Genomic DNA, 21,925 nt, shown 5'->3' with positions numbered 1-21,925 from the left:
TTTGCCACACGGCACGGCCGCGCCGCCCGGCCGTGGTCAGGGGGAATCGGCGGCCTCCCGGCGCCCTCGGGCCTCGGCTTCGTGCTGTGCGTTCGCCCGTCTGAGCGCCGAACATCAGCAGGTCAAGGCCTTTTTTGTCGAGGTGCTCGGCGTCGCCGGCATGGCCGTGGACGCGGCGGTCCGCTCGTGGTGGTGCGGCGGCCGTTCGTCCGTGATTCGGTGCCGGTCGTTCGCGATTGGTTGCCAGGGCAGGCGCCGGCGAAGAAGCTGGGAAAAGACAAGCCGAGTTCAGGGCGACGTTACCAGAAAGCCGCCCTGGCCGAACCCTCGACGGGCAACGGTGCCTGATTTCTGCCGACCGTTGCCGGGGGCGAACGTGAGGGAGGACGCCATGAGGTGGCAAACGCCTTGTTCCGCGCTGCTCGAGGCGTGCTCCGACGCCGGCCCACGCCGGTCTTGACGGATTGTTTCGCACTGTGTTCATACATTGCCTCGGAGCCGCGGCTGGTGGCGGTTATCCGCAGTGGAATTGCGCTTGCGCCGGCTGCCGAAAGGCTCGGACCAAGCCTGAAGCCGCGACGACGCACGCCGGGATCGCGGTCTCCGGAGACGGCGATCAGTGGTTCCTGCTCAACGCGACGCCGGACGTCCACCACCAGATCGCGGCGGATCCCTCGTTGCACCCCGGTCCGGAGATCAGGAAGACGCCGGTTGCCGGGGTGTTGCTGACGGATGCCGAGTTCGACCACACGATCGGCCTGCTGATGCTGCGCGAGGGGTCTTCGCTGACGGTGTACGGGACGTACCCCGTGCTGGAGGCGCTGAGCCTGTGGTTCCCGGTCCGCGAACTGCTGAGCGACTACGCGGACCTCACCTGGTCCCTGGTCGAGGCCGGCAAGCCGCTGGACCTGGACGATCGGGTGCGGGTGACCCCCTTCCTCACCGGTTCCAAGGCGCCGCGCTACGTCGGGGAGTCCCGGCTTCGCGCCCCGTCGGCGGAGTGGGAGGTCGGCTACCGCCTGGAAGACAAGGTGACGGGCGGGCTCGCGGTCTACGCGCCGACGCTGCCCCGGTGGGACGACAAGTTCGCCGAGCAAGTGGCGTCGGCCGACTGCGTCTTCGTGGACGGCACCTTCTGGACGGACGACGAAATGTCCAGCCAGGGTGCGGGAAGCCGGACCGGGCGCTCCATGGGACACATGCCCGTCAGCGGTGACGACGGTTCGGCCCGCGCGCTGGCCGCGCTTCCCGCGAAGCGAAAGATCTACACACACATCAACAACACGAACCCGATTCTCGACGAAGAGTCCCCGCAACGGCGTTGGGTGACGGACTTGGGCATCGAGATCGGCCGAGCCGGCTTGGAGGTGGAAGTATGAACCCGTGGTCTGCCGAGGAGTTCGAGGCGCACCTGCGGTCCATCGGAGAAAAGCGGTACCACCATCTGCACCCGTTCAACGAGCGGATGCACTCGGGCGCGCTGACCGAGGAGGAGTTCCGGGGTTGGGTGCGGAATCGCTTCTACTACCAGATGAACCTGCCGAAGAAGGACGCGTTCATCCTGACCAAGCTCCCCGGCCGGGAGGACCGCCGTCAGTGGATCCAGCGCATCATCGACCACGACGGGCGCACGGGTGCCGAGGGCGGTCTCGAGAAGTGGATTCGCCTCGGCGCGGCTGTCGGTCTGAGCCGCGAAGCGTTGTTCGACACCGACACGGTGCTGCCCGGAGTGCGCTTCGCCGTGGATGCCTATGTGGACTTCTGCCGCCAGAAGCCGTGGCTTGAGGCCGTGGCGTCGGCGCTGACCGAACTGTTCGCACCGGATCTGCTCAGCCGGCGGATCACCGACGTTGAGCACCACTACCCGTGGATCGCCTCGGAAGGCCTGGAGTACTTCCGGGCGCGGCTCACCCAGCAGCCCAAGGACATCGCGCACCTGCTCGAACTGGTGCTCACCAATGCGAAGTCGCGGGAACAGCAGGACGCGTGCGCACGAGCCCTGGAGTTCAAGTGTGACGTCCTCTGGAGCCTGTTGGATGCCGTGGAACTCGCGTACAGCAAGAGTTCGTGATGGACGAATCCGACTTGACGGCCATCCCGAAGCTGGCGACCAAGGCGATGCTCAAGCACGACAACGTCCGTGACGTGGAGCTGCTCCTGTTGCCGGAGCGGGTCGTGCTCCTGAACAAGTCCGGGGCGGCGATCTTGGGACTGTGCGACGGCAGCCGGACCGTGCGGCAGCTCGTCGACCAGCTCGAGCAGGATTTCGCGGCTGCCGATCTCGCGAACGACGTGATGACGTTCCTCCAGGACGCACGCGGACGGGGTTGGGTGGTGGTCTCATGAACGGCACGCCGCAGCCGTACGGCTTGCTGGCCGAAGTCACCCACCAGTGCCCGTTGCACTGCGTCTACTGCTCCAACCCGTTGGAGCTGCTCGATCGGCAGGACGAGCTCGCCACCGAGGACTGGTTGCGGGTGATCCGCGAGGCCAGTGGGCTGGGGATTGTGCAGGTGCACTTCTCGGGCGGTGAGCCCCTCGTCCGCAGTGATCTGGAGACACTGGTCGCCGAGTGCCGTCGCCTCGGCCTGTACACGAACCTGATCACCAGCGGCCTCGGGCTCACGGAGAGCCGGGCGAGGTCACTCGTCGCGGCCGGTCTCAACAGCGCGCAGCTGAGCATCCAGGGCGACGCCGCCGAGTCGACGAACCTGGTCGCGGCGAGCAAGCGGTTCGACAAGAAGGAGGCCGCCGCACGCATCATCCGCGACGCCGGCCTGCCGTTGAACATGAACGTGGTCCTGCACCGGGCGAACCTGTCCCGCCTGGACGCGATCATCGACGTCAGCGTTTCGTGGGGGGCCGAGCGGCTGGAGCTCGCGAACGCCCAGTACTACGGCTGGGCCCTGCGCAACCGCGATCTGCTGATGCCGACCAAGACCCAGCTCGACGACGCGGTCGGCGTCTACGAACGCCGGAAGGCCGAGCTCGGGGAGAGCATGGAGCTCCTCTGGATCCTTCCGGACTACTACGAGCCCTACCCGAAGCCGTGCATGGGCGGCTGGGCGCAGAACGCACTGACCGTCGCCCCGGACGGCACCGTGTACCCGTGCCCGGTGGCCGCGGAAATCACGACGATGACCTTCTCCTCGGTTCGCGACCACGACCTCGCGTGGATCTGGACGGAGTCCGAGGCGTTCCAGGCCTACCGCGGAACGGAGTGGATGCCAGACCCGTGCCAGAGCTGTCCGCGCAAGGAGCTCGACTTCGGCGGCTGCCGGTGTCAGGCGTTCGCCTTGACCGGCGACGCGGCGCGCACCGATCCGGTGTGCGTGCACTCACCCGACCACCACCTGGTGCAGGACGCGCTCGTTCGCGCCAATCAGGACGAGGTCACGGCCGACGGTGAACAGCTGCGCGAAAAGCTGGTGTACCGCCGCCCGACGGTCTCGGCGCGCCGGCTCTGACGGATGCCGTTCGACGGCCGGTTCGCCTCAGGTGACAAGCTGACTGAGCACGAGGCAGCAGCGCGTTCGGCCGAGGTCTTCGATGTCCACTACGCGGTGGAGCTCGACTTGACCGTCGGTGCGCTGAAGTTCGCGACGAACACGGAGGTCCGCTTCCAGGCTCGGTCCGGAGATGCGTTCGCCTTCCTCGACTTCGCGGGGCAAGTCGAGTCGGTCGAGTGCAACGGCCGTGAGCTGGGGCCGGACGCGCACGAAGGGACGCGCGTCCGGCTGGCCGTGCGCCCGGGCGGGAACACGGTTCGCGTGGCCGGCTTCGCGGCGTACTCGCGCACGGGCGAGGGGCTGCACCGGTTCCAGGACCCGCTCGACGGCCACGTGTACGTGCACACCAAGTTCGAACCTTTCGCGGCGCACCGGGTGTACGCCTGCTTCGACCAGCCCGATCTGAAGGCGACGGTCGAGCTGACCGTGACCGCTGACGCCGGTTGGGTCGTGGTCGCCAACACCGCCGTGGAGGAACCACCGACGCCGGCCGGCGGCGAGCGATCGACGTGGCACTTCGGCCGCACGCCACCGCTGCCGCCGTATCTGGTGGCGTTCGCCGCCGGCCCGTTCCGGCGGCTGCGGTCCAGCCACCGCGCCGTGCCGCTGGCGTTGTACGCGCGCGGCTCGCTCTTCGCGGAGCTCACCCGCGACGCGCCCGAGCTCTTCGACGTGATCGGGCGCGGGCTCGACTTCTACGGCCGGCTGTTCGACCTGCCGTACCCGTTCACCAAGTACGACCACGTTTTCGCGCCCGAGTACGTGTTCGGGGGGATGGAACACCCGGGCTGCGTGACGCTCAACGAGCGGTTCGTGTTCCGGCACCGGGTCACCGCGCAAGCGCGGCGAAAGCGGGCCGAGGTCCTGCTGCACGAGATGGCGCACATGTGGTTCGGCGACTACGTGACGATGCGCTGGTGGGATGACCTGTGGCTGAACGAGGCCTTCGCGACGATGATGGCGGTCGTCGCGCAGGCGGAAACGACGCCGTACGGGGAAGGCTGGACGGCCTTCGTCCACCAGGCCCTGCCGGCGGCCAGGCACGCCGACCGGCTGCCCACGGGCCACGCGATCCGGGTGGAAACCGCCGACACGGACGCCGCGCGGTCGAACCTCGGCCCGATCGTCTACCTGAGGGGCGCGGCGGTGCTCCACGACCTCGCTTCGCGCGTGGGCTGGGAAACTTTCGTCGCCGGCGTGCGGACCTTCCTGCGGACGCACGCGTGGGGCAACGCCGGCCTCGACGACTTCGTGGCCGCGCTGCGGAAGGTGTCGGACGAGAACGTGGACCGGTGGGTCGGCGAGTGGCTGCTGCGGCGTGGGGTCAACACGGTCGAAGTGGTTCGCGGCCGCCTGGTCCAGCTTCCCGAACCGGAGGTTCAGCCGCGGCACCTGACGATCCGGGTCGCCGCGTTCGTCGAACGCGAGGGCGAACTGGTGCTGCGGCACCGCGAGCACGTGTCGCTCGGTCCACGCGAGAGTGACCGTGACCTCGCCGGGTTCGCCGACCTGCTCGTGCCCAACGACGACGCGGTGCGCCACGTCAAGGTCCGGCTGGACCCGCGGTCCCGGGGGACGGCCCTGCGGCATCTGTCCACTCTGGACGATCAACGGGCGCGAGCGGTCGTCTGGGGATCGTTGTGGGACGACGTGCTCGACGCACGCCTGCCGGCCCGCAGCTACGCGGCGGCCGTTCTCACTCACGGCGTGCGGGAGGACGATGTCGGTGTCCTGGAAACGCTGGTGGAGCGGGCGGTGCGGGCGGTCGAGCTCTACGGAGACCCGCGCCGCAGGGGCCGGTTGCTCGACGCCGTGGCGCGGCGGGTACGCGCGCAACTGGCCGGCGCCGCACCGGGCAGTGACCGACGGCTGGTTCTCGCCCGGGCGCTGGTCGGTGTCGGCCAGGCCGAGGACCACGGCTTGCTGAGCGACCTCGTGCGCGGCCGGTCGCCGTGGCCGGACCTGGAAGTGGATCGGGATCTTCGGTGGCGGGCAGTGGTCCGCCTGGCCTCGGCCGGAGGCGAAGTCGACGGACTGCTGCGCGTCGCGAGGGAAGCCGATCCGGGGGACAGCGGCCGTCGGAACGCCTTGACGGCGGAAGCCGCGCGTCCCACCCGGGCTGCCAAAGAAGAAGCCTGGACGCGGGTGGTCGGCGAGGATCTCTCGCTCGCGGAACGGAAAGCCGTGATGGTGGGGCTGCGGCAACCGGGACAGGAGACGCTGCTCACCCCGTACGCGGACCGCTACCTGCGCGCGTTGGAAAGCCTGGCCGCAGCCGGCGAGCCTGAGTTCGCGCTGGCGTTCGCGCGGGGGTTGTACCCGCGGTTCACGACCGACGACCAGGTCGTGCTGGCCCGCACGGATCGCTTGCTGGAGAGCGGGTCGCTGCCCGGAAACGTGGGCAAGGTCGTCCGGGAGGAGCGGGCCGAGCTCACCCTCATGCGAGCCGCGCGCGCGTGCGACGCGGCACACTGAGACGGAAGCCAGATGGATGGCCCAAGGCCCCGGTGCTCTGTGCAGGCCGGAATCTTGCGCCAGCAGGAGTGCCGCCCGCGGGCGTCGGCCAGGTCGCCGCGACGGCGAGAAAGTGAATGGAACTGTTACCGTCTCGGAAAAGCAGCTGCGCGCCGAAACCCGGGACTTCGTCGCCGAACTATGGTCACCACGGGGAAATTGCGGCAAGCCAGGCAGAACGAATGGCTGTGAATCCAGGACGAACGGTGCCGGTGCCGCCACGGAGGGGAACGCGGGTCCCTTGACTGTCGTCCGTTCGTCGTGTTGAGTTTGCCGAACGGGTGCAGTTCACGGTCTCTTCGCCGCCGCCCGATTAACCCGAACGCCCGTATGTGGCGCGGTGCACGCCGTTCGTGTCCGCACGGCGCGCGTTCGTGGCCAACAGATTGACCACGCAAACCGCCCCGGGCACGCTCGTTGCACACCGGGAGCCACCGGTGTAGCCGACCACTGCTTTTCGGCGGAGCGAGAGGTGGAATCATGGTTCTTCCGTCAAAGATGCCTCAGCTCGCCGACCTCGATCTGCTGCTGTCAGTGGAAAGCTTTGGCAGCGTGGGAAAGGCCGCTCAGGCGCACAGTCTTTCCCAGCCGGCCGCCAGCATCCGGATCAGTGCGATGGAACGTCGCCTGGGTCTTCGGTTGCTGGAGCGTTCTCCTACCGGTTCGAAGCTCACCGAGGAAGGAGAAATGCTGGCGAAGTACGCCCGCAACGTGATGAGTGCCGCGCGGGAGTTGCTGGAGTTCGGATCAGGGGCTCCGTCCGCCGATGCCAAACGGCTGCGGGTCGCGGGCAGCCCGGCCGTTTCCGAGCATTTGATCCCTGAATGGCTGAACCGGTCCGGGTTCTCGTTCGGCGAGGTCCGGGTGGAGGTGCAGACCGGCAGCGTCGACGAGCTCCGCCGGCTGATCCGGGCGAGCCACGTCGACCTCGCCTTCATCGATGGCTGGTGCCAGTCCGGAAGTCACGTGCAGAAGCAGTTCGGCGATGACATGGTCACCCGGTACATCTGCGACGACATGCTGGCCGTGGTGGTCGGCTCGAAGCACCCGTGGGCAAGGAGGAGCCGTCCCTTGACGGTGCGCGAGCTGGCAGCCGCGCCCCTCGTCCTGCGTGAGCGCGGCTCGGGCCTGCGGGAGTTCACGGACGAACTGCTGGGAACTGACCGGGCCCCGCGCAGTTACGTCGAATTTCCCTCCAGTGCCGCGATCAAGCAAGCGGTCGCGACGAGCCAGCGGGTGACCGTGCTGAACATTTCCACCGTTCGGTCCGAGCTCACGGAAGGCCGGCTGCACCTGGTGGCCGTCGACCAGGAAATGCCGGCGAAACCCATCTACGCGGCATGGAGTGAGCGTCGGGATCTCCCGGAGTACGCGCGAGAACTGGTGGATATCGCGGCTTCGAAAGGCAGTCCGATGCCGGTTTTCGTGCCTGGGCAGAAAGTCAAGGGAAGTCGGCTCACGGTCGCGAAGACCACCACAAAAACGTAATACGACGGTCAACGTCGGTCGATTCGCAGGAGGATCAAGGTAGATGTCAGCACTGAACAAAATCGCGCGCACACTCGTCTCCAACCGGCGCGGTATTCTCGCTGCCGATGAGAGCATCGGGACGATGTCCTCCCGCCTGGAGAAGGTGGGGGTCGAGCCTACCGAGGAAAGCCGCCGGGTCTACCGCGAGCTGATCGTGACGACCCCCCGGCTCGCGGAATCGATCAGCGGCGTCATTCTCGCGGACGAGACGTTCCACCAGAAATTGGCCAACGGGCACACTTTCCCGCAGTTCCTGGATGATCTCGGGATTCTCGCCGGGATCAAGGTCGACACCGGGGCGAAGCCGCTGGCGGGAGCGTCGGACGAGAAGATCACCGAGGGGCTCGACGGGTTGCGCGAACGAGTCGCGGACTACGTGCGAGGTGGAGCGACGTTCGCCAAGTGGCGCGCGGTGATCACGATCGGCGACAACGTGCCGTCGGAACGCGCGGTGCACGCGAACGTGCACGCATTGGCGCGGTACGCGGGCCTTTGCCAGGAAGGCGGCCTGGTGCCCATCGTGGAACCCGAGGTGCTGATGGACGGCGCCCACTCGCTGGCGCAGTGCCGGCAGGTGACGACGTCCGTGCTGGAGGCGTTGTTCGAGGAGCTCGACCTGATGCGGGTGCAACTCGACGGCATCGTCCTCAAGCCCAACATGGTCGTGGCGGGAGCCGGCAGCTCGGAGCGGCCCTCGGTGGCCGACGTCGCCAAGGCCACGGTGGACACTTTGCGCGCGACGGTGCCGGCGTCCGTGCCGGGCATCGCCTTCCTTTCGGGTGGGCAAAGCCCGGAGCTGGCGACCCAGCACCTCGGGGCGATGCAGAAGCTCGATCCGCTTCCCTGGGAGCTCACGTTCTCGTTCGGCCGGGCGCTGGTCGGGCCGGCTCTGGAGACTTGGCGGGGCGACGAGGGCAAGCGGGCCGCGGCCCAGCAGGTGCTCTCCGACCGAGCCGCCGCGAACGCCGCAGCCCGCTGAGCGCCCGAGCCGGGGGGCCGTCCGCGGTGCCGGCGGCCGGCGCCTCCCTGAAGAGGGCGACCGGATCGGCGAGGTGGTCTGCCGGTCCGGTCGCCCTCGGTTCGGTGTTCACGACAGCACACCTTCACCGACCAGTCCGAGTGGAGTGAGGTTCATGGAAACCAAGGAATGGGGCACCGCCGGTCGGCCCGGCGGCACTCGCGCGGACGACCGGGCCACCGGCGTCGACGGACCCGATCACGCCCTTGCGCTCGAACTCGTGCCGGTCACCGAAGCCGCCGCGATCGCGGCGGGCCGGTGGGTCGGGCACGGTGACGAGATCAGCGGCAAAGCCGCCGCGGTCGAGGCCATGCACAACGTGGTCGGGTCGGTGCCGATGCGCGGCGTCGTGGTGCTCGGCGAGGACGGGAAGCGCCTGGTCAGGGGTCAAGAGGTCGGCTCCGGAGCCGGGCCGGCCTGCGACGTCGCGATCAACGCGGGTGACGGCGCGCTTTCCGTGGCCAGGGACGTGCCGAACGCGCTCGCGGCGGTTGTGGTGGCCGAGCGTGGGGCGCTGTACGACCCGGCGCCGGATCTCGCCATGGAGAAGCTGGTCGTCGGGCCCGGCTGCGCGGGCGCCGTCGAACTCGACCGCCCGGTGGCTGAGAACCTGCGCGCGGTTGCCGCGGCCAAGGGCGGCCGGGTGTCGGACGTCGTCGTCGCCGTGCTCAACCGGCCCTGGCACCGGGAGCTGGTGCACGAGATCCGCGACGCGGGGGCGCGGCTGCACTTGATCGAGGGCGGTGAGATCGCGGGGGTGATCGCCGTCGCTCGTCCCGAGAGCCCGGTGGACGTCATGCTGGGCACCGGGGGTGCGGCGGGAGGAGTCATCGCCGCGGCTGCCCTGTCCTGCCTGGGCGGGTCGGTGCAGGTGCGGCTGCGTTCGGAATCCGGTGTTCGCCCCGAGATTCTCCACACCGAGGACCTGGTTCGCGGCGAGCGCGTCCTGTTCTGCGCCACCGGGGTGACCGGCAGCGAGGTGTTGCGCGGGGTGCAGCAGCACGCCGGCCGGACCACGACACAGTCCCTGGTGCTGTGTTCGGGCACGGTGCGGATCGTCAAGACCGAACACCGATCCGCATGAGCGGGGACACCGCGACGTCCGAGCCTCTCATCAGGCGCTACCGCGGGCTGATCTGCGATCTCGACGGCGTGGTCTACCGCGGTGCGGACGCCGTGCCCCGTGCGGTGGAGACCTTGGACCGGGTGACGGCGGACGGCGTCCCGGTCGTGTTCGCGACCAACAACGCATCGCGCCCCCCGGAAGACGTGGGGAACCACCTGCGCGGGCGCGGGCTGGGTATCGCCCCGCGGGGCTGGTCGGTCGTCAACAGTTCGCAGGCCGCCGCGGCACACCTGGCGCAGCAGCTGCGCCCGGGGGCGCGGGTGTGCGCGGTGGGTGGGCCGGGCGTCGCCCAGGCACTCACCGAGGCCGGCCTGACGCCGGTCCGCGTCGCGGATCTGAGCGGCAGACCGGTCGAGGCCGTCGTTCAGGGGCTGGGCTCCGACGTCACCTGGACCGAGCTCGCGGCGGTGGGCTACCTCGCCGGCACCGGAGCCACCTGGGTGGCCACGAACGTCGACCTCACGCTGCCCACACCGTATGGCGAAGCGCCCGGCAACGGCGCACTGGTCGCCTTGGTGCAGACGGCGGTCGACGCGGCGCCCCATGTCGTCGGCAAGCCGCAGGCCGCCCTGTTCGACCTGTCCCGCTCCCGGCTCGGGACCGATCGGCCGGACACCCTGGTGTGCGGCGACCGGCTGGAGACCGACATCGAGGGCGCCAACTCGGCCGGCCTCGACTCGCTCTTCGTGCTGAGCGGGGCGTCGCGGCTCCGGGAGCTGGCCTTCGCCGGGCGAGCCGCGCGTCCGACGTATGTCGCCATCGATCTGGGCGGGCTGCTCGAGCCCGCACTGCCGTTGCCCGCCACCCCGCCCGAGCACTTCGTCGAACTCGGGCCGGACGCTGTCCCCCGCCCGCCGAACGGAGGCGACAACGGCCAAGCACTGCGGTCCGTCGTCACCACGGCGTGGGCCGCTCGCGACGCCGGTCGTGCGATCTCCGACGACGACGGCCGGTGGGGCGAAATCGAACGACAGCTCGGAATCCTCCGGCTGGATCAAGCCCGGTGATCGGGCTGCTCCGACAGCGCGCCTGAGGGGCTGCGCCGGTTCTCCCCGGCGCAGCCCTCCTGTCACTGTCCAGGCAGCGCGGGCGGTTCACCGGTGCGCTCGTAGTCGGCCAGCAGGTCGATCCGGCGCTGGTGGCGGCCGCCCTCGAACTCGGTGGCGAGGAACGCGTCCGCGATGCGCTCGGCCTCCTCGACGGTGTGCATCCGGGCGCCGATGCCGGCCAGCTGCGCGTTGTTGTGCCACCGGGCCAGCTTGGCCGTCTCCTCGCTCCAGGTCAGTGCGGCGCGGGCGCCAGGCACCTTGTTCGCGGCGATTTGTTCGCCGTTTCCGGAACCACCGATCACGAGACCGAGGCTGCCTTCGTCGGCGACCACGCGCCGAGCCGCTTCGATGCAGAACGGTGGGTAGTCGTCGTTCGCGTCATAGACCGAGGGGCCGACGTCGATCACCTCGTGGCCGAGCTCGGTGAGCCTTTTCACGAAGTGGTTCTTGAGTTCGAGTCCGGAGTGATCGGAGCCAAGGTAGATTCGCACGGGAGCAGTCTAATTCCGAATTCGTGAATCGGTGCTTCGTTATTCGCCGAGTGGGCATTTGAATGTTTGATAGGCCGATCGACGCCCCCCGGCCCGCACTCTGCCCGTCGGCGGGAGCGGGCGCCGCTCGATGCGGGTGCCCACAGCTCTTCACCGAGGCCAGGTGGTAGCGTTTTCGCAGGTGGATGAAGGGTGAGGTCGGCCAGGTGGCCGCCGCGCCGCGTGCCGCCGGTGAGCGTGGCTCCTCCACTCGTCGGCCTCAGGGCGCCGTTCGGCACCGGTTCCCGACCACTGGTTCAAGGTCGGTTGCGACAACTCTGTTAAATCGAAGATGCTCTTGCGTGACCGCGAAGTTTCGTGACGTTGTCCGCGAAATTGCGCGGATCACGAATGTCCGGTTTTGGCTCAGTCGCCGGGCGCAGCCAACAGCTGAGGAGGAAAACATGCAGTGGGAAACTCCGGAGTACACGGTCGTCGAGGTGTGCGCTGAGGCCACCGGCTACTTCTACCGGGGCTGACAGCCGGGCTCCACGGCCCGTGTCGCTTGATTTCTCGTAGCCGCGGCAGATGGCCGAAATCCGCGGCCGGGCTACGTCTGCGTTGCCACAAGGCCCCGGAGCGAGTGAACGTTCGCACCGGGGCTTTGTGTCGCATGCCGAACAAAGTGGGCAGCGCCTATCGAGAATGGACTCTTTTCCACAGTCTCCCTCCCCGGCGAACCTGGTTGATCTGTTGAGGTGGTTCAGGTGTCTCTTGAATTTCTTCCGCTGATAGCACTTGCCTTCGGCCTCAGTCTCGACAATTTTCGCTCGTCGATCGCCATCGGAACCATTCCCTTCGGCTGGCGTCGCGCGGTGCAGGTTGCCGTCGTCTTCGGAGTGTGGGACGCCGTGAGTCCGCTGCTGGGCGGGTTGATCGGGCACTTCCTGGGTGACTTCCTCGGGGACTGGGCGGACTACGTCGGGGCGGCCGCGCTCGGGTTGTACGGCGTCTACTTCATCGTCGGAGCGATCCGACACCCGGAGCCGGCGGAGGAAGATTTGGACCACCCGTGGGTGACGCTCTTCGGCATGCCGCTTTCGCTGAGCATCGACAACTTCGTCGCCGGCGCCGGTCTGGGGATCGCGGGCTTCTCCCTCATCGTCCCCATGGTGGCCTTCGGCGCCATGACGGTGATCATGTCGTTCGCCGGGCTCTTCGTCGGGCGCATGGCGGCCAAGGTCATCCGGATCCGCGCCGACCTGATCTGCGGCATCTCGCTGCTCGGCGCGGCGATCCTGCTGCCGCTGGTCTTCGACTGATCGGCGTGGCCGGGGAGGACATCCATGCCCGAGAATCCCGATACCCACGTCTACCGCACCTACGACAGGGTCCTGAGCGAGTCGCAGCCGGCTCGGCGGCGCAACCACCCCGCGGCGAGCGGCAACCCCAACGACTGGTGGCCGCACCGGCTCGACTTGAGGACCTTGCACCGCAACCAGCCGGCCGACAACCCGCTGGACGCGGATTTCGACTACGCCGCGCAGTTCGCGACGGTGGACCTCGACGAGCTGGCGCGTGACGTCGACGAGGTCCTGACGACCTCTCAGGACTGGTGGCCCGCCGACTTCGGGCACTACGGCCCTCTCGTGCTGCGGATGGCCTGGCACGCCGCGGGTACCTACCGGGTCAGCGACGGCCGAGGCGGTGCGAGCGCCGGGATGCAACGCTTCGCCCCCTTGAACAGCTGGCCGGACAACCGAAACCTGGACAAGGCGCGCCGGTTGTTGTGGCCGGTGAAGAAGAAGTACGGGCGCAGGATCTCCTGGGCGGACCTGATGGTCTTCGCCGGCAACCGGGCTCTGGAGTCGATGGGCTTCAAGACCTTCGGGTTCGGCGGTGGCCGAGCCGAGGTGTGGGAGCCCGACGAGACGTACTGGGGACCGGAACGCAAGTGGCTGGCGGACGAACGGCACAGCGGCCGCCGTGACCTCGACGAGCCGCTGGCGGCCAGCGACATGGGACTGATCTACGTCGACCCGCAGGGCCCGGCCACCAACCCCGACCCGGTGCTCGCGGCCCGCGACATCCGCCAGACGTTCCGGCGGATGGGCCTGAACGACGAGGAGACGGTCGCGCTGATCGCCGGTGGCCACACGTTCGGCAAGACCCACGGGCTGCTGGACCCGGCCGTGCACCTCGGCCCCGACCCCGAAGCCGCGCCGCTCACCTCGCAAGGCCTGGGCTGGGCCAACGAACACGGCACCGGCAAGGGCCCGGACACCACCAGCAGCGGGCTCGAGGGCATGTGGACGCGCACTCCCGTGACGTGGGACCACACCTTCTTCGAGACCCTGTTCGAGTACAAGTGGGACGTCGAGCTCAGCCCGGCCGGTCTGTGGCAGTGGATCCCGGCCGACGGCCAGGGCGAGGGCACCGTGCCGGACCCGTACGACCCGGACGAGAAGCACCACCCGGTCATGCTCACCACGGACTTGTCCTTGCAGGAGGACCCGGTCTACGAGCAGATCTCCCGGCGGTTCCTCGAGCACCCGGACGAGTTCGAGGACGCGTTCGCGCGGGCCTGGTTCAAGCTGACGCACCTCGACATGGGCCCGATTCAGCGTTACCTCGGGCCGCTCGTCCCGGCTGAACGGCTGATCTGGCAGGACCCCGTGCCCGAGCCGGACCACGAGCTCGTGGACGCCGTCGACATCGCCGCCCTCAAACGTGAGCTCCTCGAATCGGGCCTGACGGTGACGCAGCTCGTCTCCACGGCGTGGGCCTCGGCATCGACGTACCGCGACAGCGACAAGCGCGGTGGAGCGAACGGGGCGCGGCTGCGGCTCGAGCCGCAGCGGGGCTGGGCGGTCAACGAGCCCGAGCAGCTGGGTGTCGTCCTGCCGGTGCTGGAGGCGATCCAGGAGCGGTTCAACGCCTCACAGCCGTCGGGCAAGCGGATCTCGCTGGCCGACTTGATCGTGCTCGGCGGGTGTGCCGCGGTGGAACACGCCGCCGCGGCCGGTGGCCACGTCGTCGACGTCCCGTTCCGCCCCGGACGCACCGACGCGACCCAGGACTGGACCGACGTCGAGTGGTTCGACGCGTTGGAACCGCGGGCGGACGGTTTCCGGAACTACCTCGGCGAGGGCTTCTGGATGTCGCCGGAGCACCTGCTGGTGGACCGGGCGAACCTGCTGACCTTGACCGCGCCCGAGATGACTGTGCTGGTCGGCGGGTTGCGGGTGCTCGGAGCCAACCACCGGCGTTCGCCGCTGGGTGCGTTGACCTCGGCGCCCGGGACGTTGACGAACGACTTCTTCGCCAACCTGCTGGACCTGGGGACGCAGTGGGCGCCGAGGCGGAACGCGGACGTCTGGACAGTGGTCTACGAGGGCCGCGACCGGGACACCGGCGAGGTGAAGTGGATCGCGAGCCGGGTCGACCTCATCTTCGGGTCGAACTCCGAACTGAGGGCGCTCTCGGAGGTCTACGCGAGCGACGACGCCGGCGCGAAGTTCGTGCGGGACTTCGTGTCCGCGTGGGTGAAGGTCATGGAGCTCGACCGGTTCGACCTGCGCTGACACGCTTTGTTCAGCCGCGGAACTTGTGCACGTCGCAAGCGCAGTACATGAGCCGGCAGGTGAAGCACGCGGGCCTGTCGACGCACGCTATGCAGGGTCCGCAGTGCACCGGCTCGGTGTGCCGCGCGAGATCGCCGGACTCGTAGGAATCCCCGCAGTTGAAGCACGGCAGACGGTCGATCTGCTCGTCGTGGTGGGCCGTCGACGACTGGCTCATCGGATCACCTTTCGTTTCCGTCGCTGTCTTCCATGACCGAGGTGTGGCTTTCCCGGCAACGCAAAGGCACCCGTCCGGTGATCGAGGAGCCTCGATCACCGGACGGGTGGAAGGGGGACCGTCGGGAAGTCACCCCGGGTCTCGCATCAGTGGTGCTTTCCGGTCACAGGGAGAACGTGATCAGCGCGGCACCGTGACCCTGGCCGGACATGCCGGGGACGATGCCTTCGAGCCAGCCACCCCAGCCGACCGGCACCGAGATGTACTGCTTGCCGTCAAGGGACCAGGTCGACGGGCTGCTGTGGTGCCCGCTGCCGCACTGGAAGCTCCAGAGCTTTTCGCCGGTTTCGGCGTTCAGCGCCATGAACTCACCGGCGGGCGTGCCGGCGAACACCAGCTTGCCGGCGGTGCTCAGGGTCGACGCGGCCATCGGCATGTTGTTGAGCCGGTAGCGCCACTTCTCTTCCCCGTGGGAGTCGAACGCGCTGACGGACCCGGCCATGTTGTCGATGTCGACCTCGACGGCGGCACCCCAGTAGGGCATGCCTTCCTTGAACTCACGACGACGCCGGGTGGCCGTGGCGCCCACGTCGGCGACCGGCACGTAGAACAGGTCGAGGTCCGGGTTGTAGGAGGCGTGCGTCCATTCCTTCGCACCGGCGGGGCCGGGGAAGAAGTGGCAGGGCTCGCCTTCCTTGTCCGGGTACTTCCGCGGCGTCACCTTGCCGTCGCGGGTGATGACGCCCCAGTCGATCCGGTCGACGAACGGCGTCACGTGCTGCAGCTCGCCGTTGGTGCGGTCCAGGACGAACATGTACCCGTTCTTGTCGAAGTGGGCCAGCAGCTTCTTGCCGTCCCGCTCGAACAGGGTCATCTCCATCGTGGAGTCGTAGTCCCACAGGTCGTGCGGCGTGAACTGGTAGTGCCACTTGATCTCGCCGGTGTCGACGTCCAGCGCGACCACGCTGTCGGTGTAGAGGTTGTCCCCTTCACGGACCTCGCCGTCGAAGTCGGGAGCCGGGTTGCCGGTGCCCGCGTAGTACAGATTCAGCTCCGGGTCGAACGTTCCGGTGACCCAGTGGTTCGCACCGCCGCGCTGCCAAGCTTCGCCGTCGTCGGGCCAGGTCTCGGAGCCGGGCTCACCCGGCTTCGGCACGGTGTAGGTGCGCCAGCGCTGCTCGCCGGTCTCCAGGTCCCAGCAGTCGATGTGCCCGCGGACGCCGTACTCGCCGCCGGCGGAACCGGTGATCAGCGTGTCCTTGATGACCAGCGGCGCGATGGAAGCGCTCTCTCCCGCGCGCACGTCACCGATGGTCTTCTGCCAGACCTTCCGGCCGTTGGTGGCGTCGAGCGCCACCAACTGGGCGTTCTGGGTCACCATGTAGACCTTGCCGTTGGCCACCGCGCAGCCGCGGTTGACGTTGGCGCAGCACAGGGTCACGTCGATCGGGATCGCGTGCTTGTAGCGCCACAGCTGCTCGCCGGTCCGGGCGTCGAGCGCCCAGAGCCAGCCGTCCCACCCGGTCACGAACATGACGCCGTCGACGACCAGCGGGCTAGCCTCGAACGCGTAGGTCGACGTCGAGGCGATCATGCCCGTCGCGCTGGCCTGGTGGATCCAGGCGACCTTCAGGTTCTTGACGTTGTCGACGTTGATCTGGTCGAGCAGGCTGTGCCGCTTGCCGTCGTAGGCGCCGTAGTACGTGATCCAGTTCTGGGACTCGTTGCGCGCGTCGAGGATCCGCTCGTAGTTGATGCCGCGGGTCACGTCCGGAGCGCTGTGCGGCAGGTTGGAGAGCTTGCTGTGGTTGAACGCCTTGCCGGCGTCGACGTATTCGAGGGTCATGGTGAGTCCTGCCTTTCTACGGCCGGGGCTGGGCGGGTCGGTCGAGCTTGGCTTCCGGCGGAACTTCGCCGGACACGACGATGGCGCCCTGCAGGCCCCGGCCCTCGTCGTTGCCGGCCGGCGAGCCGTACCAGTAGCAGCCAGGGCCGTCCAGCTCGAGCGTCGCGCTGCCCTTCGAGTGGTTCAGCAGGCCGATGAACTGCCTGTCGCCGTTGCTGGGCAGCAGGCACGCGTGGGTGTTCTTGTCGTCGTTGATGATCGTCAGCTCGAGGATGCCGGCGTGCGGCATGATCAGGACCCCCGGCTCCCACGTCATCGCGTCCTCCGGGATGCGGATGGTCCCCTCCATCGTCCCGTCGGGACGCTCGGTCGCCCTCCCGATCGAACCGGTCCCGAGCACGGCACCGATGGTTGCCTTGTTCTGTCCGCTGAGCTCGGCCAGGAGATCTTCACGATCCTGAGTAGCCGTCATCGGACGTCACCTCCTCGTCAGCAAAAATGAAACTTCTGACAGTTTTCGCGGAACACATCACTTGCGCGAATTCGCGTACTTTCTCGAGTGCCGCGCCACAACTGGGGCTTTGCGCGGCGGTCACAGACGTTGGCCGGGCTTGAATTCCGCTTTGGCCCGAGCGCTGATTTCCTACCCTGTAACGAGATTGAACTCTACCGCCGGGCAAAGGGTTCCGATATGCGTTGCCACAGATCGGCCAGACCCCGCCGTTCTCCTGACGAGAGGTACCGTTCGTGCACTGCGCCAACGGTCTTCTGCGGCAAGGGAAACCCCGTCAGGCCAGGACCGGGGCCATCAGATCTCCAGCGCCCGGCGCACCGCGGGGGTGTTCCGCCGGGAAACCGGCACCATCGTTTTCGCCTGGTCGTCCATGACGAGGAACAACTCGCCCTTGTACCGGCGCTCGACTTCCCTGATGCGGCTGAGGTTCACCACGTACTGGCGGTGCACGCGCAGGAAACCGGAACCGCCGAGCTCGGTCTCGAGCTTGTCTAGGCCCGGCGAGGCGGATCGCAACCGCCCCTGGTCGGTGGACAGCCACACGTCGCTGCCGTCCGATTGTGCGAACGAGACCTCGGGGAGCCGCAGCAGGACCATGCGGTTCTCGCGCGTCGCGATCATCCGGTGCGGCTGCGCGCGAAGCGGGCTGTCGCCGCCGGCCCGGGGCAACGGATCGCCTTCCGACACCCCGAACGAGACCAGGGTGCCGATCAGGTGCCCGGACAGGAACACCGGCCGGATGCTGATCGGCGTCGGTTCGCTGGAGAGCCGGGTGAAGATCTGCGTCGAGCCGACCCAGTCACGGTTGCGGGCGGCCTGCTTGGCGGCGTACTTGGTGGCCTGGATGAACTCCGGCAGCTCCGGCTTCCACCGCACCGCGGGATCGGGCGCCGGCGTGGAGCCCGGGATACCGAGGAGCACGCCCGCCGTGTCGTCGGCGAGCACCACCCGGCCCGCGGGGTCCACGGCCGCGAGCGCCGCGACCGGGCGTGACCGGGCGTGGTTGAAGGCGGCCATCAGCTCGGCACCGTCATCCTGGGCGCGCTTGCGCAGGATGCGCTGCGTCATCGTGGCGGCGTTGCCGAGCCAGGTGGCCGTCGCCGCGGGCGGCTCGCTGCGCCAGCACGAGATGTTGAGGACCGCGATCGGTTCCCTGGTCACGACGTCGCGGACCGCCACGCCCGCGCAGGTCCAGTCGTGGAAGGCCTGGCACCAGTGCTCCGCACCGCGGATCAGCACGGGGGTGTAGGACATCAGCGCGGTACCCATGCCGTTCGTGCCGGTGGCGCCCTCCGCCCAGCAGAACCACGGCGCCAGGTTGGCGTCGGCGGCGACGCTGCGCGTGGCCTGGTCGCCCCACTGGGCCAGGACGCGGCCGGAGGCGTCGGTGATGGTCACGATGCCGCCGAGGCTGCTGACCTCGCGGGCCAGCGACGCGGCGCGGAAGCCGAGCTCGGCGATCACGACGTCGTGCTCCAGCGCGTGGTCGACTTCGGCGACGGCTACGGGGGCTTCGGTGAGGTACGGGTCGACCCGGTACTGGTCCCGGCAACGTTGCCAGGAAATCGCGATCTCGGGCCGCACGCCACGCAGGTCGTCCTCGCCCCGCACGAACCGCTCCCACGCTCCGTGTACCGTGGCATCGCCGCAGCTGCGAGAGGTCGGGTCGAGCCGGCGTACCTGTGTCATCTGAGACCGCCTTTGGTCTGGTGTGCCACCCGGACGACACCCCGGCGCCGGGGTGCCGATGACCGCTCGGGTGCGGCCCGACGTGTCGGGTCGCACCGCGTCGCTTCGCCGCCGACGCAAGCTAAACTCTTCGCCGATTCGAGGGCAAGCAGACTGTGCTGACGGTGGGCGAATGTCGTACGAACGGTCGCGGGGCGGCAATTATCGGTTGCCATCCGCCCATCAACGGTCACGGGTCCCCGGCTCCGACGATCATGGATCCGCGCGCGCACGCAAGATCATGTGCGGTCTGCCGGCTCCCGGGCCGCGGCGGTTTGCCTTGTGGTTTTCGACAAGCACTCTTGACAAGCAGCCCGGCGGCCGGGTTTTCGAGTGCTGACCAGGGCAACCAGTGGGCGGCCGGTTCGGCTCGGCTAATTGATGTTGTGCGACAAGGTCTTCTGGTGTCGCAGGAGCCGCCCGCTTTGGCGGTTGTTCGGCCGGATTGCTCCGTAAATCCGGCGGGCCGTAGCTGATCGTGTATGTCTACAGCTATGTGGCTGAACGACGCGAAGGTGTCTTGAAATGCCTGCGGCATCGAGTTAGTTTGTAACTTCCGTCACTGCCCGGTGGTCCCCTGGGGGGTCCCGGCGTGCCTGGCGACAAGGAGGTCGCGATGACCGGGAGAGTGCCGCCGCTGACGATCGCGCCGAGCAGGCCGACCGGACGTGCCGACGTGGCGGATGGCGCCTTGGTGACCACATCGTCGGCGCGAGAAGTCGCTCGAGCCTGGGAAAACTTTGCCGCCGGCGAAGACATCGAAACGGGGGTCCGACCCGAGATCCTCGCTTCGTGGTACCGATGTCGCGATCGGTACGAGGTGGACCGGAGGTTGGACGTCGCTCCGGGAGCGCTGGGTGACGACTCCCCGCGAATCGACAACGGCGTGATCTTCACGGCGCTCGGCGGTCTCGGTGCCCTCGCCGGTCAGGAAGTGGAACAGGATGGCGCCGTCGTCACCGTCACGGACGGCGACGGGCGCGTTCTGGGGGCCTGGGGTGACCCGTCCGCGCTGCGGCGGGCCGAGCTGCACAACCTCGCTCCGTGGTCGTCCTGGTCGGAAGAGTGCACCGGCACGAACGGGATGGGAACCTCGTTCGAGGTGTCCGGCCCGGTCACGGTGACCGGGCCGGAGCATTGGTGTGAAGCCTTCCACCAATGGGCCTGCGCGGGCATTTCGATCCGCGATGTGGTGACCGGGGTGCCGGTCGCGTCGATCAACATCTCGCGGTGGAACGCGTCGCTGTCCAAGCTCGTGCCGTCGTGGCTCACGAAAGCCGTCACGTGCGTCGAACAGGAGATCTACCGGCGCGCCGTCTACGAGGCGGACAAAGTGATCTCCGAGTTCAACAAGAAGTGCGCCCAGGCCAGCGGTCCCTTCATGGCGATGGACCGGGGCGGAAACGTCATCACAGCCAACGAGGCGGCTGTCGCGTTGCTCGGGTTGGCCGGTAAAACTCCCATCGTCGCGGGGGCGATCGAGCCGGCGGAACGCTGGATGCCGGATATCTCGGGGCTTCCTGAGGTTGTGCGGTGGGCCAAGGAGCGGGCACAGGGCAGTACACAATGGAGCGGCTACGCGTACCTTCCGGTGAGCCCGGGTGAGGACGCGACTCCGTTGACCATGCGGCCCGTTGTCGACTCGAACCACGTGGTGGGCATGCTGTGCGTGTTCGGGGTGCAAGAGGGCGAGCCGTACGAGCGCACTGCGCAATCGGGCGTCGGCCCGCTGCCTCGGCGCGTGATCGGGATGCGCAACGATCGGCTGGTCCTGCTCGCTCCGTCGGAGATCCGCTACGCCGAGGCCGACCGGAACATCGTCTGGCTGGTCACGGAACGGGGGCGAATCCAGGCCGCCACCCGTGGCCTGGAAAATGTCGAGCGGTTGCTGACGCCCTACGGGTTCAGCCGCGTGCACCGCCGTTTTGTGGTCAACCTCCGCCGGGTGGCGGAGCTGGAGCGGGGCATCAAGGGCGAGCTCTTCCTGATCATGGATTCCCGCTCCCACGAGTTCGTGCCCGTTTCGCGGCGCCACGCACCGGAGCTCCGGCGACTGCTCGGCGTCTGAGCGAGACCGGGCGGGTCGACGAGAATCACGGGCGCGCGCGGGCGGAAACGGCCTCCGCCTGGGCGCGCAATCCCGCCACGGCGTGTGCCGGATCGTCGGCGGCGTAGACGGCCGAGCCGGCCACGAAGCAGTCGACGCCGGCCTCGGCCGCCTGTTCGATCGTGTCGGCGTTGATGCCGCCGTCGATCTCCACGACCAGGTTCAGGTGGCCGGTGTCGACCATCCTGCGGGCCGTGCGCACCTTGCCGAGCATGTCGGCGATGAACTTCTGGCCGCCGAAACCGGGTTCCACGGACATCACCAGCAGGGTGTCGTAGTGCTTGAGTACGTCGACGTACGGCTCGAGGGGTGTGTTCGGCTTGATCGCCAACCCCGCCTTCGACCCCGCGGCGCGCAGGTCCTTCGCGAGTTTGACCGGGTCGTCGGCGGCCTCGACGTGCACGGTCACGTTGTAGGAACCCGCTTCCGCGTAACCGATCGCCCAGTGATCCGGGTTCTCGATCATCAGGTGGCAGTCCAGCGGTAGGTCCGTGGTGGCCAGCAGCGACCGCACGACCGGCAGCCCCAGAGTCAGGTTCGGCACGAAGTGCGCGTCCATGACGTCCACGTGCAGCCAATCTGCTCCACGGCCGGGTTTTCCTTGCACGGCAGCCACTTCGTCGGCGAGCCGGGCGAAGTCGGCGGAGAGGATGGACGGTGCGATCAAGGGCTGGTTCGACACGTCGCCAAGCGTAAAGCCGCAGGGGTTGGCG

The 21,925-nt window shown here is 68.3% G+C and carries 19 protein-coding genes; 13 read left to right on the top strand and 6 right to left on the bottom strand.

Annotated features, from left to right (window positions below; all coding sequences use genetic code 11):
• Nucleotides 1–464 precede the first annotated feature (464 nt).
• The 9 genes from pqqB (at nucleotide 465) to AB0F91_RS45395 (ending at nucleotide 10,704) form a co-directional block, all read left to right on the top strand.
• Nucleotides 465–1,379 (top strand): pyrroloquinoline quinone biosynthesis protein PqqB, encoded by a 915-nt coding sequence (gene pqqB / locus AB0F91_RS45435; RefSeq protein ID WP_360608446.1) that lies wholly within the window; start codon nucleotides 465–467, stop codon nucleotides 1,377–1,379.
• Entirely contained in the window at nucleotides 1,376–2,071 is a 696-nt protein-coding gene (pqqC, locus tag AB0F91_RS45430; RefSeq protein WP_360608444.1) for a pyrroloquinoline-quinone synthase PqqC, read from the top strand. The genes pqqB and pqqC overlap by 4 nt, the downstream gene beginning before the upstream one ends.
• Complete coding sequence (gene pqqD / locus AB0F91_RS45425; RefSeq protein WP_220245689.1) at nucleotides 2,071–2,346, top strand: pyrroloquinoline quinone biosynthesis peptide chaperone PqqD; 276 nt, start codon at nucleotides 2,071–2,073, stop codon at nucleotides 2,344–2,346. The genes pqqC and pqqD overlap by 1 nt, the downstream gene beginning before the upstream one ends.
• On the top strand, nucleotides 2,343–3,467 hold the full coding sequence (gene pqqE / locus AB0F91_RS45420) for a pyrroloquinoline quinone biosynthesis protein PqqE (protein ID WP_360608442.1): 1,125 nt from the start codon (nucleotides 2,343–2,345) through the stop codon (nucleotides 3,465–3,467). The genes pqqD and pqqE overlap by 4 nt, the downstream gene beginning before the upstream one ends.
• 3 nt (nucleotides 3,468–3,470) lie before the next feature.
• Entirely contained in the window at nucleotides 3,471–5,984 is a 2,514-nt protein-coding gene (gene pepN / locus AB0F91_RS45415; protein ID WP_360608440.1) for an aminopeptidase N, read from the top strand.
• Nucleotides 5,985–6,503: 519 nt separating this feature from the next.
• On the top strand, nucleotides 6,504–7,511 hold the full coding sequence (locus tag AB0F91_RS45410; RefSeq protein WP_360608438.1) for a LysR family transcriptional regulator: 1,008 nt from the start codon (nucleotides 6,504–6,506) through the stop codon (nucleotides 7,509–7,511).
• Between the two features lie 43 nt (nucleotides 7,512–7,554).
• Nucleotides 7,555–8,532 carry a class I fructose-bisphosphate aldolase gene (locus AB0F91_RS45405; RefSeq protein ID WP_360608436.1) on the top strand — a complete coding sequence of 326 codons (978 nt, stop codon included), beginning with the start codon at nucleotides 7,555–7,557 and terminating at the stop codon, nucleotides 8,530–8,532.
• Nucleotides 8,533–8,686: 154 nt separating this feature from the next.
• Nucleotides 8,687–9,655 carry a fructose-bisphosphatase class II family protein gene (locus AB0F91_RS45400; RefSeq protein WP_360608434.1) on the top strand — a complete coding sequence of 323 codons (969 nt, stop codon included), beginning with the start codon at nucleotides 8,687–8,689 and terminating at the stop codon, nucleotides 9,653–9,655.
• The gene (locus AB0F91_RS45395; RefSeq protein ID WP_360608432.1) at nucleotides 9,652–10,704 is read left to right on the top strand and encodes an HAD-IIA family hydrolase; all 1,053 of its coding nucleotides are present in this window, start codon (nucleotides 9,652–9,654) and stop codon (nucleotides 10,702–10,704) included. Before AB0F91_RS45400 ends, AB0F91_RS45395 begins: the two co-directional genes overlap by 4 nt.
• 62 nt (nucleotides 10,705–10,766) lie before the next feature.
• Here the strand turns inward: AB0F91_RS45395 and AB0F91_RS45390 are convergent, their stop codons facing one another.
• Entirely contained in the window at nucleotides 10,767–11,237 is a 471-nt protein-coding gene (locus AB0F91_RS45390) for a ribose-5-phosphate isomerase (RefSeq protein WP_360608430.1), read from the bottom strand.
• A gap of 341 nt (nucleotides 11,238–11,578) precedes the next feature.
• On the opposite strand from AB0F91_RS45390, the gene AB0F91_RS45385 reads away from it, so the two are divergent.
• From AB0F91_RS45385 to katG, 3 genes are all read left to right on the top strand, one after another.
• Nucleotides 11,579–11,755, top strand: a complete 177-nt coding sequence (locus tag AB0F91_RS45385) for a hypothetical protein (protein WP_360608428.1) — start codon at nucleotides 11,579–11,581, stop codon at nucleotides 11,753–11,755.
• Nucleotides 11,756–11,974: 219 nt separating this feature from the next.
• Nucleotides 11,975–12,538, top strand: a complete 564-nt coding sequence (locus AB0F91_RS45380; RefSeq protein ID WP_360608426.1) for a manganese efflux pump — start codon at nucleotides 11,975–11,977, stop codon at nucleotides 12,536–12,538.
• 24 nt (nucleotides 12,539–12,562) lie between these two features.
• Entirely contained in the window at nucleotides 12,563–14,800 is a 2,238-nt protein-coding gene (gene katG / locus AB0F91_RS45375; RefSeq protein WP_360608424.1) for a catalase/peroxidase HPI, read from the top strand.
• A gap of 10 nt (nucleotides 14,801–14,810) precedes the next feature.
• On the opposite strand, the gene AB0F91_RS45370 is transcribed toward katG, so the two are convergent.
• The 4 genes from AB0F91_RS45370 to AB0F91_RS45355 all read right to left on the bottom strand — a co-directional run bounded on the left by AB0F91_RS45370 (nucleotide 14,811) and on the right by AB0F91_RS45355 (nucleotide 19,066).
• Nucleotides 14,811–15,017, bottom strand: coding sequence for a recombination activating protein 1 (locus AB0F91_RS45370; protein WP_360608422.1), 207 nt, complete (start codon nucleotides 15,015–15,017; stop codon nucleotides 14,811–14,813).
• Between the two features lie 163 nt (nucleotides 15,018–15,180).
• Nucleotides 15,181–16,863 carry a PQQ-dependent dehydrogenase, methanol/ethanol family gene (locus AB0F91_RS45365; protein ID WP_360608420.1) on the bottom strand — a complete coding sequence of 561 codons (1,683 nt, stop codon included), beginning with the start codon at nucleotides 16,861–16,863 and terminating at the stop codon, nucleotides 15,181–15,183.
• Between the two features lie 16 nt (nucleotides 16,864–16,879).
• Complete coding sequence (locus AB0F91_RS45360; protein ID WP_360608418.1) at nucleotides 16,880–17,335, bottom strand: MSMEG_3727 family PQQ-associated protein; 456 nt, start codon at nucleotides 17,333–17,335, stop codon at nucleotides 16,880–16,882.
• A gap of 336 nt (nucleotides 17,336–17,671) precedes the next feature.
• Nucleotides 17,672–19,066 carry a LytTR family transcriptional regulator DNA-binding domain-containing protein gene (locus AB0F91_RS45355; RefSeq protein WP_360608416.1) on the bottom strand — a complete coding sequence of 465 codons (1,395 nt, stop codon included), beginning with the start codon at nucleotides 19,064–19,066 and terminating at the stop codon, nucleotides 17,672–17,674.
• Nucleotides 19,067–19,937: 871 nt separating this feature from the next.
• Between AB0F91_RS45355 and AB0F91_RS45350 the strand changes: the two genes are divergently transcribed.
• Nucleotides 19,938–21,173, top strand: coding sequence for a LytTR family transcriptional regulator DNA-binding domain-containing protein (locus AB0F91_RS45350; protein ID WP_360608414.1), 1,236 nt, complete (start codon nucleotides 19,938–19,940; stop codon nucleotides 21,171–21,173).
• 25 nt (nucleotides 21,174–21,198) lie between these two features.
• On the opposite strand, the gene rpe is transcribed toward AB0F91_RS45350, so the two are convergent.
• Complete coding sequence (gene rpe, locus AB0F91_RS45345; RefSeq protein WP_360608412.1) at nucleotides 21,199–21,894, bottom strand: ribulose-phosphate 3-epimerase; 696 nt, start codon at nucleotides 21,892–21,894, stop codon at nucleotides 21,199–21,201.
• Nucleotides 21,895–21,925: the final 31 nt, after the last annotated feature.

Source organism: Amycolatopsis sp. NPDC023774, assembly GCF_040639695.1.
In the GTDB taxonomy this organism is placed as follows: domain Bacteria; phylum Actinomycetota; class Actinomycetes; order Mycobacteriales; family Pseudonocardiaceae; genus Amycolatopsis.
Note: the sequence above shows the minus strand (reverse complement) of the source record. Positions and strands in the feature narration are given on the sequence as shown.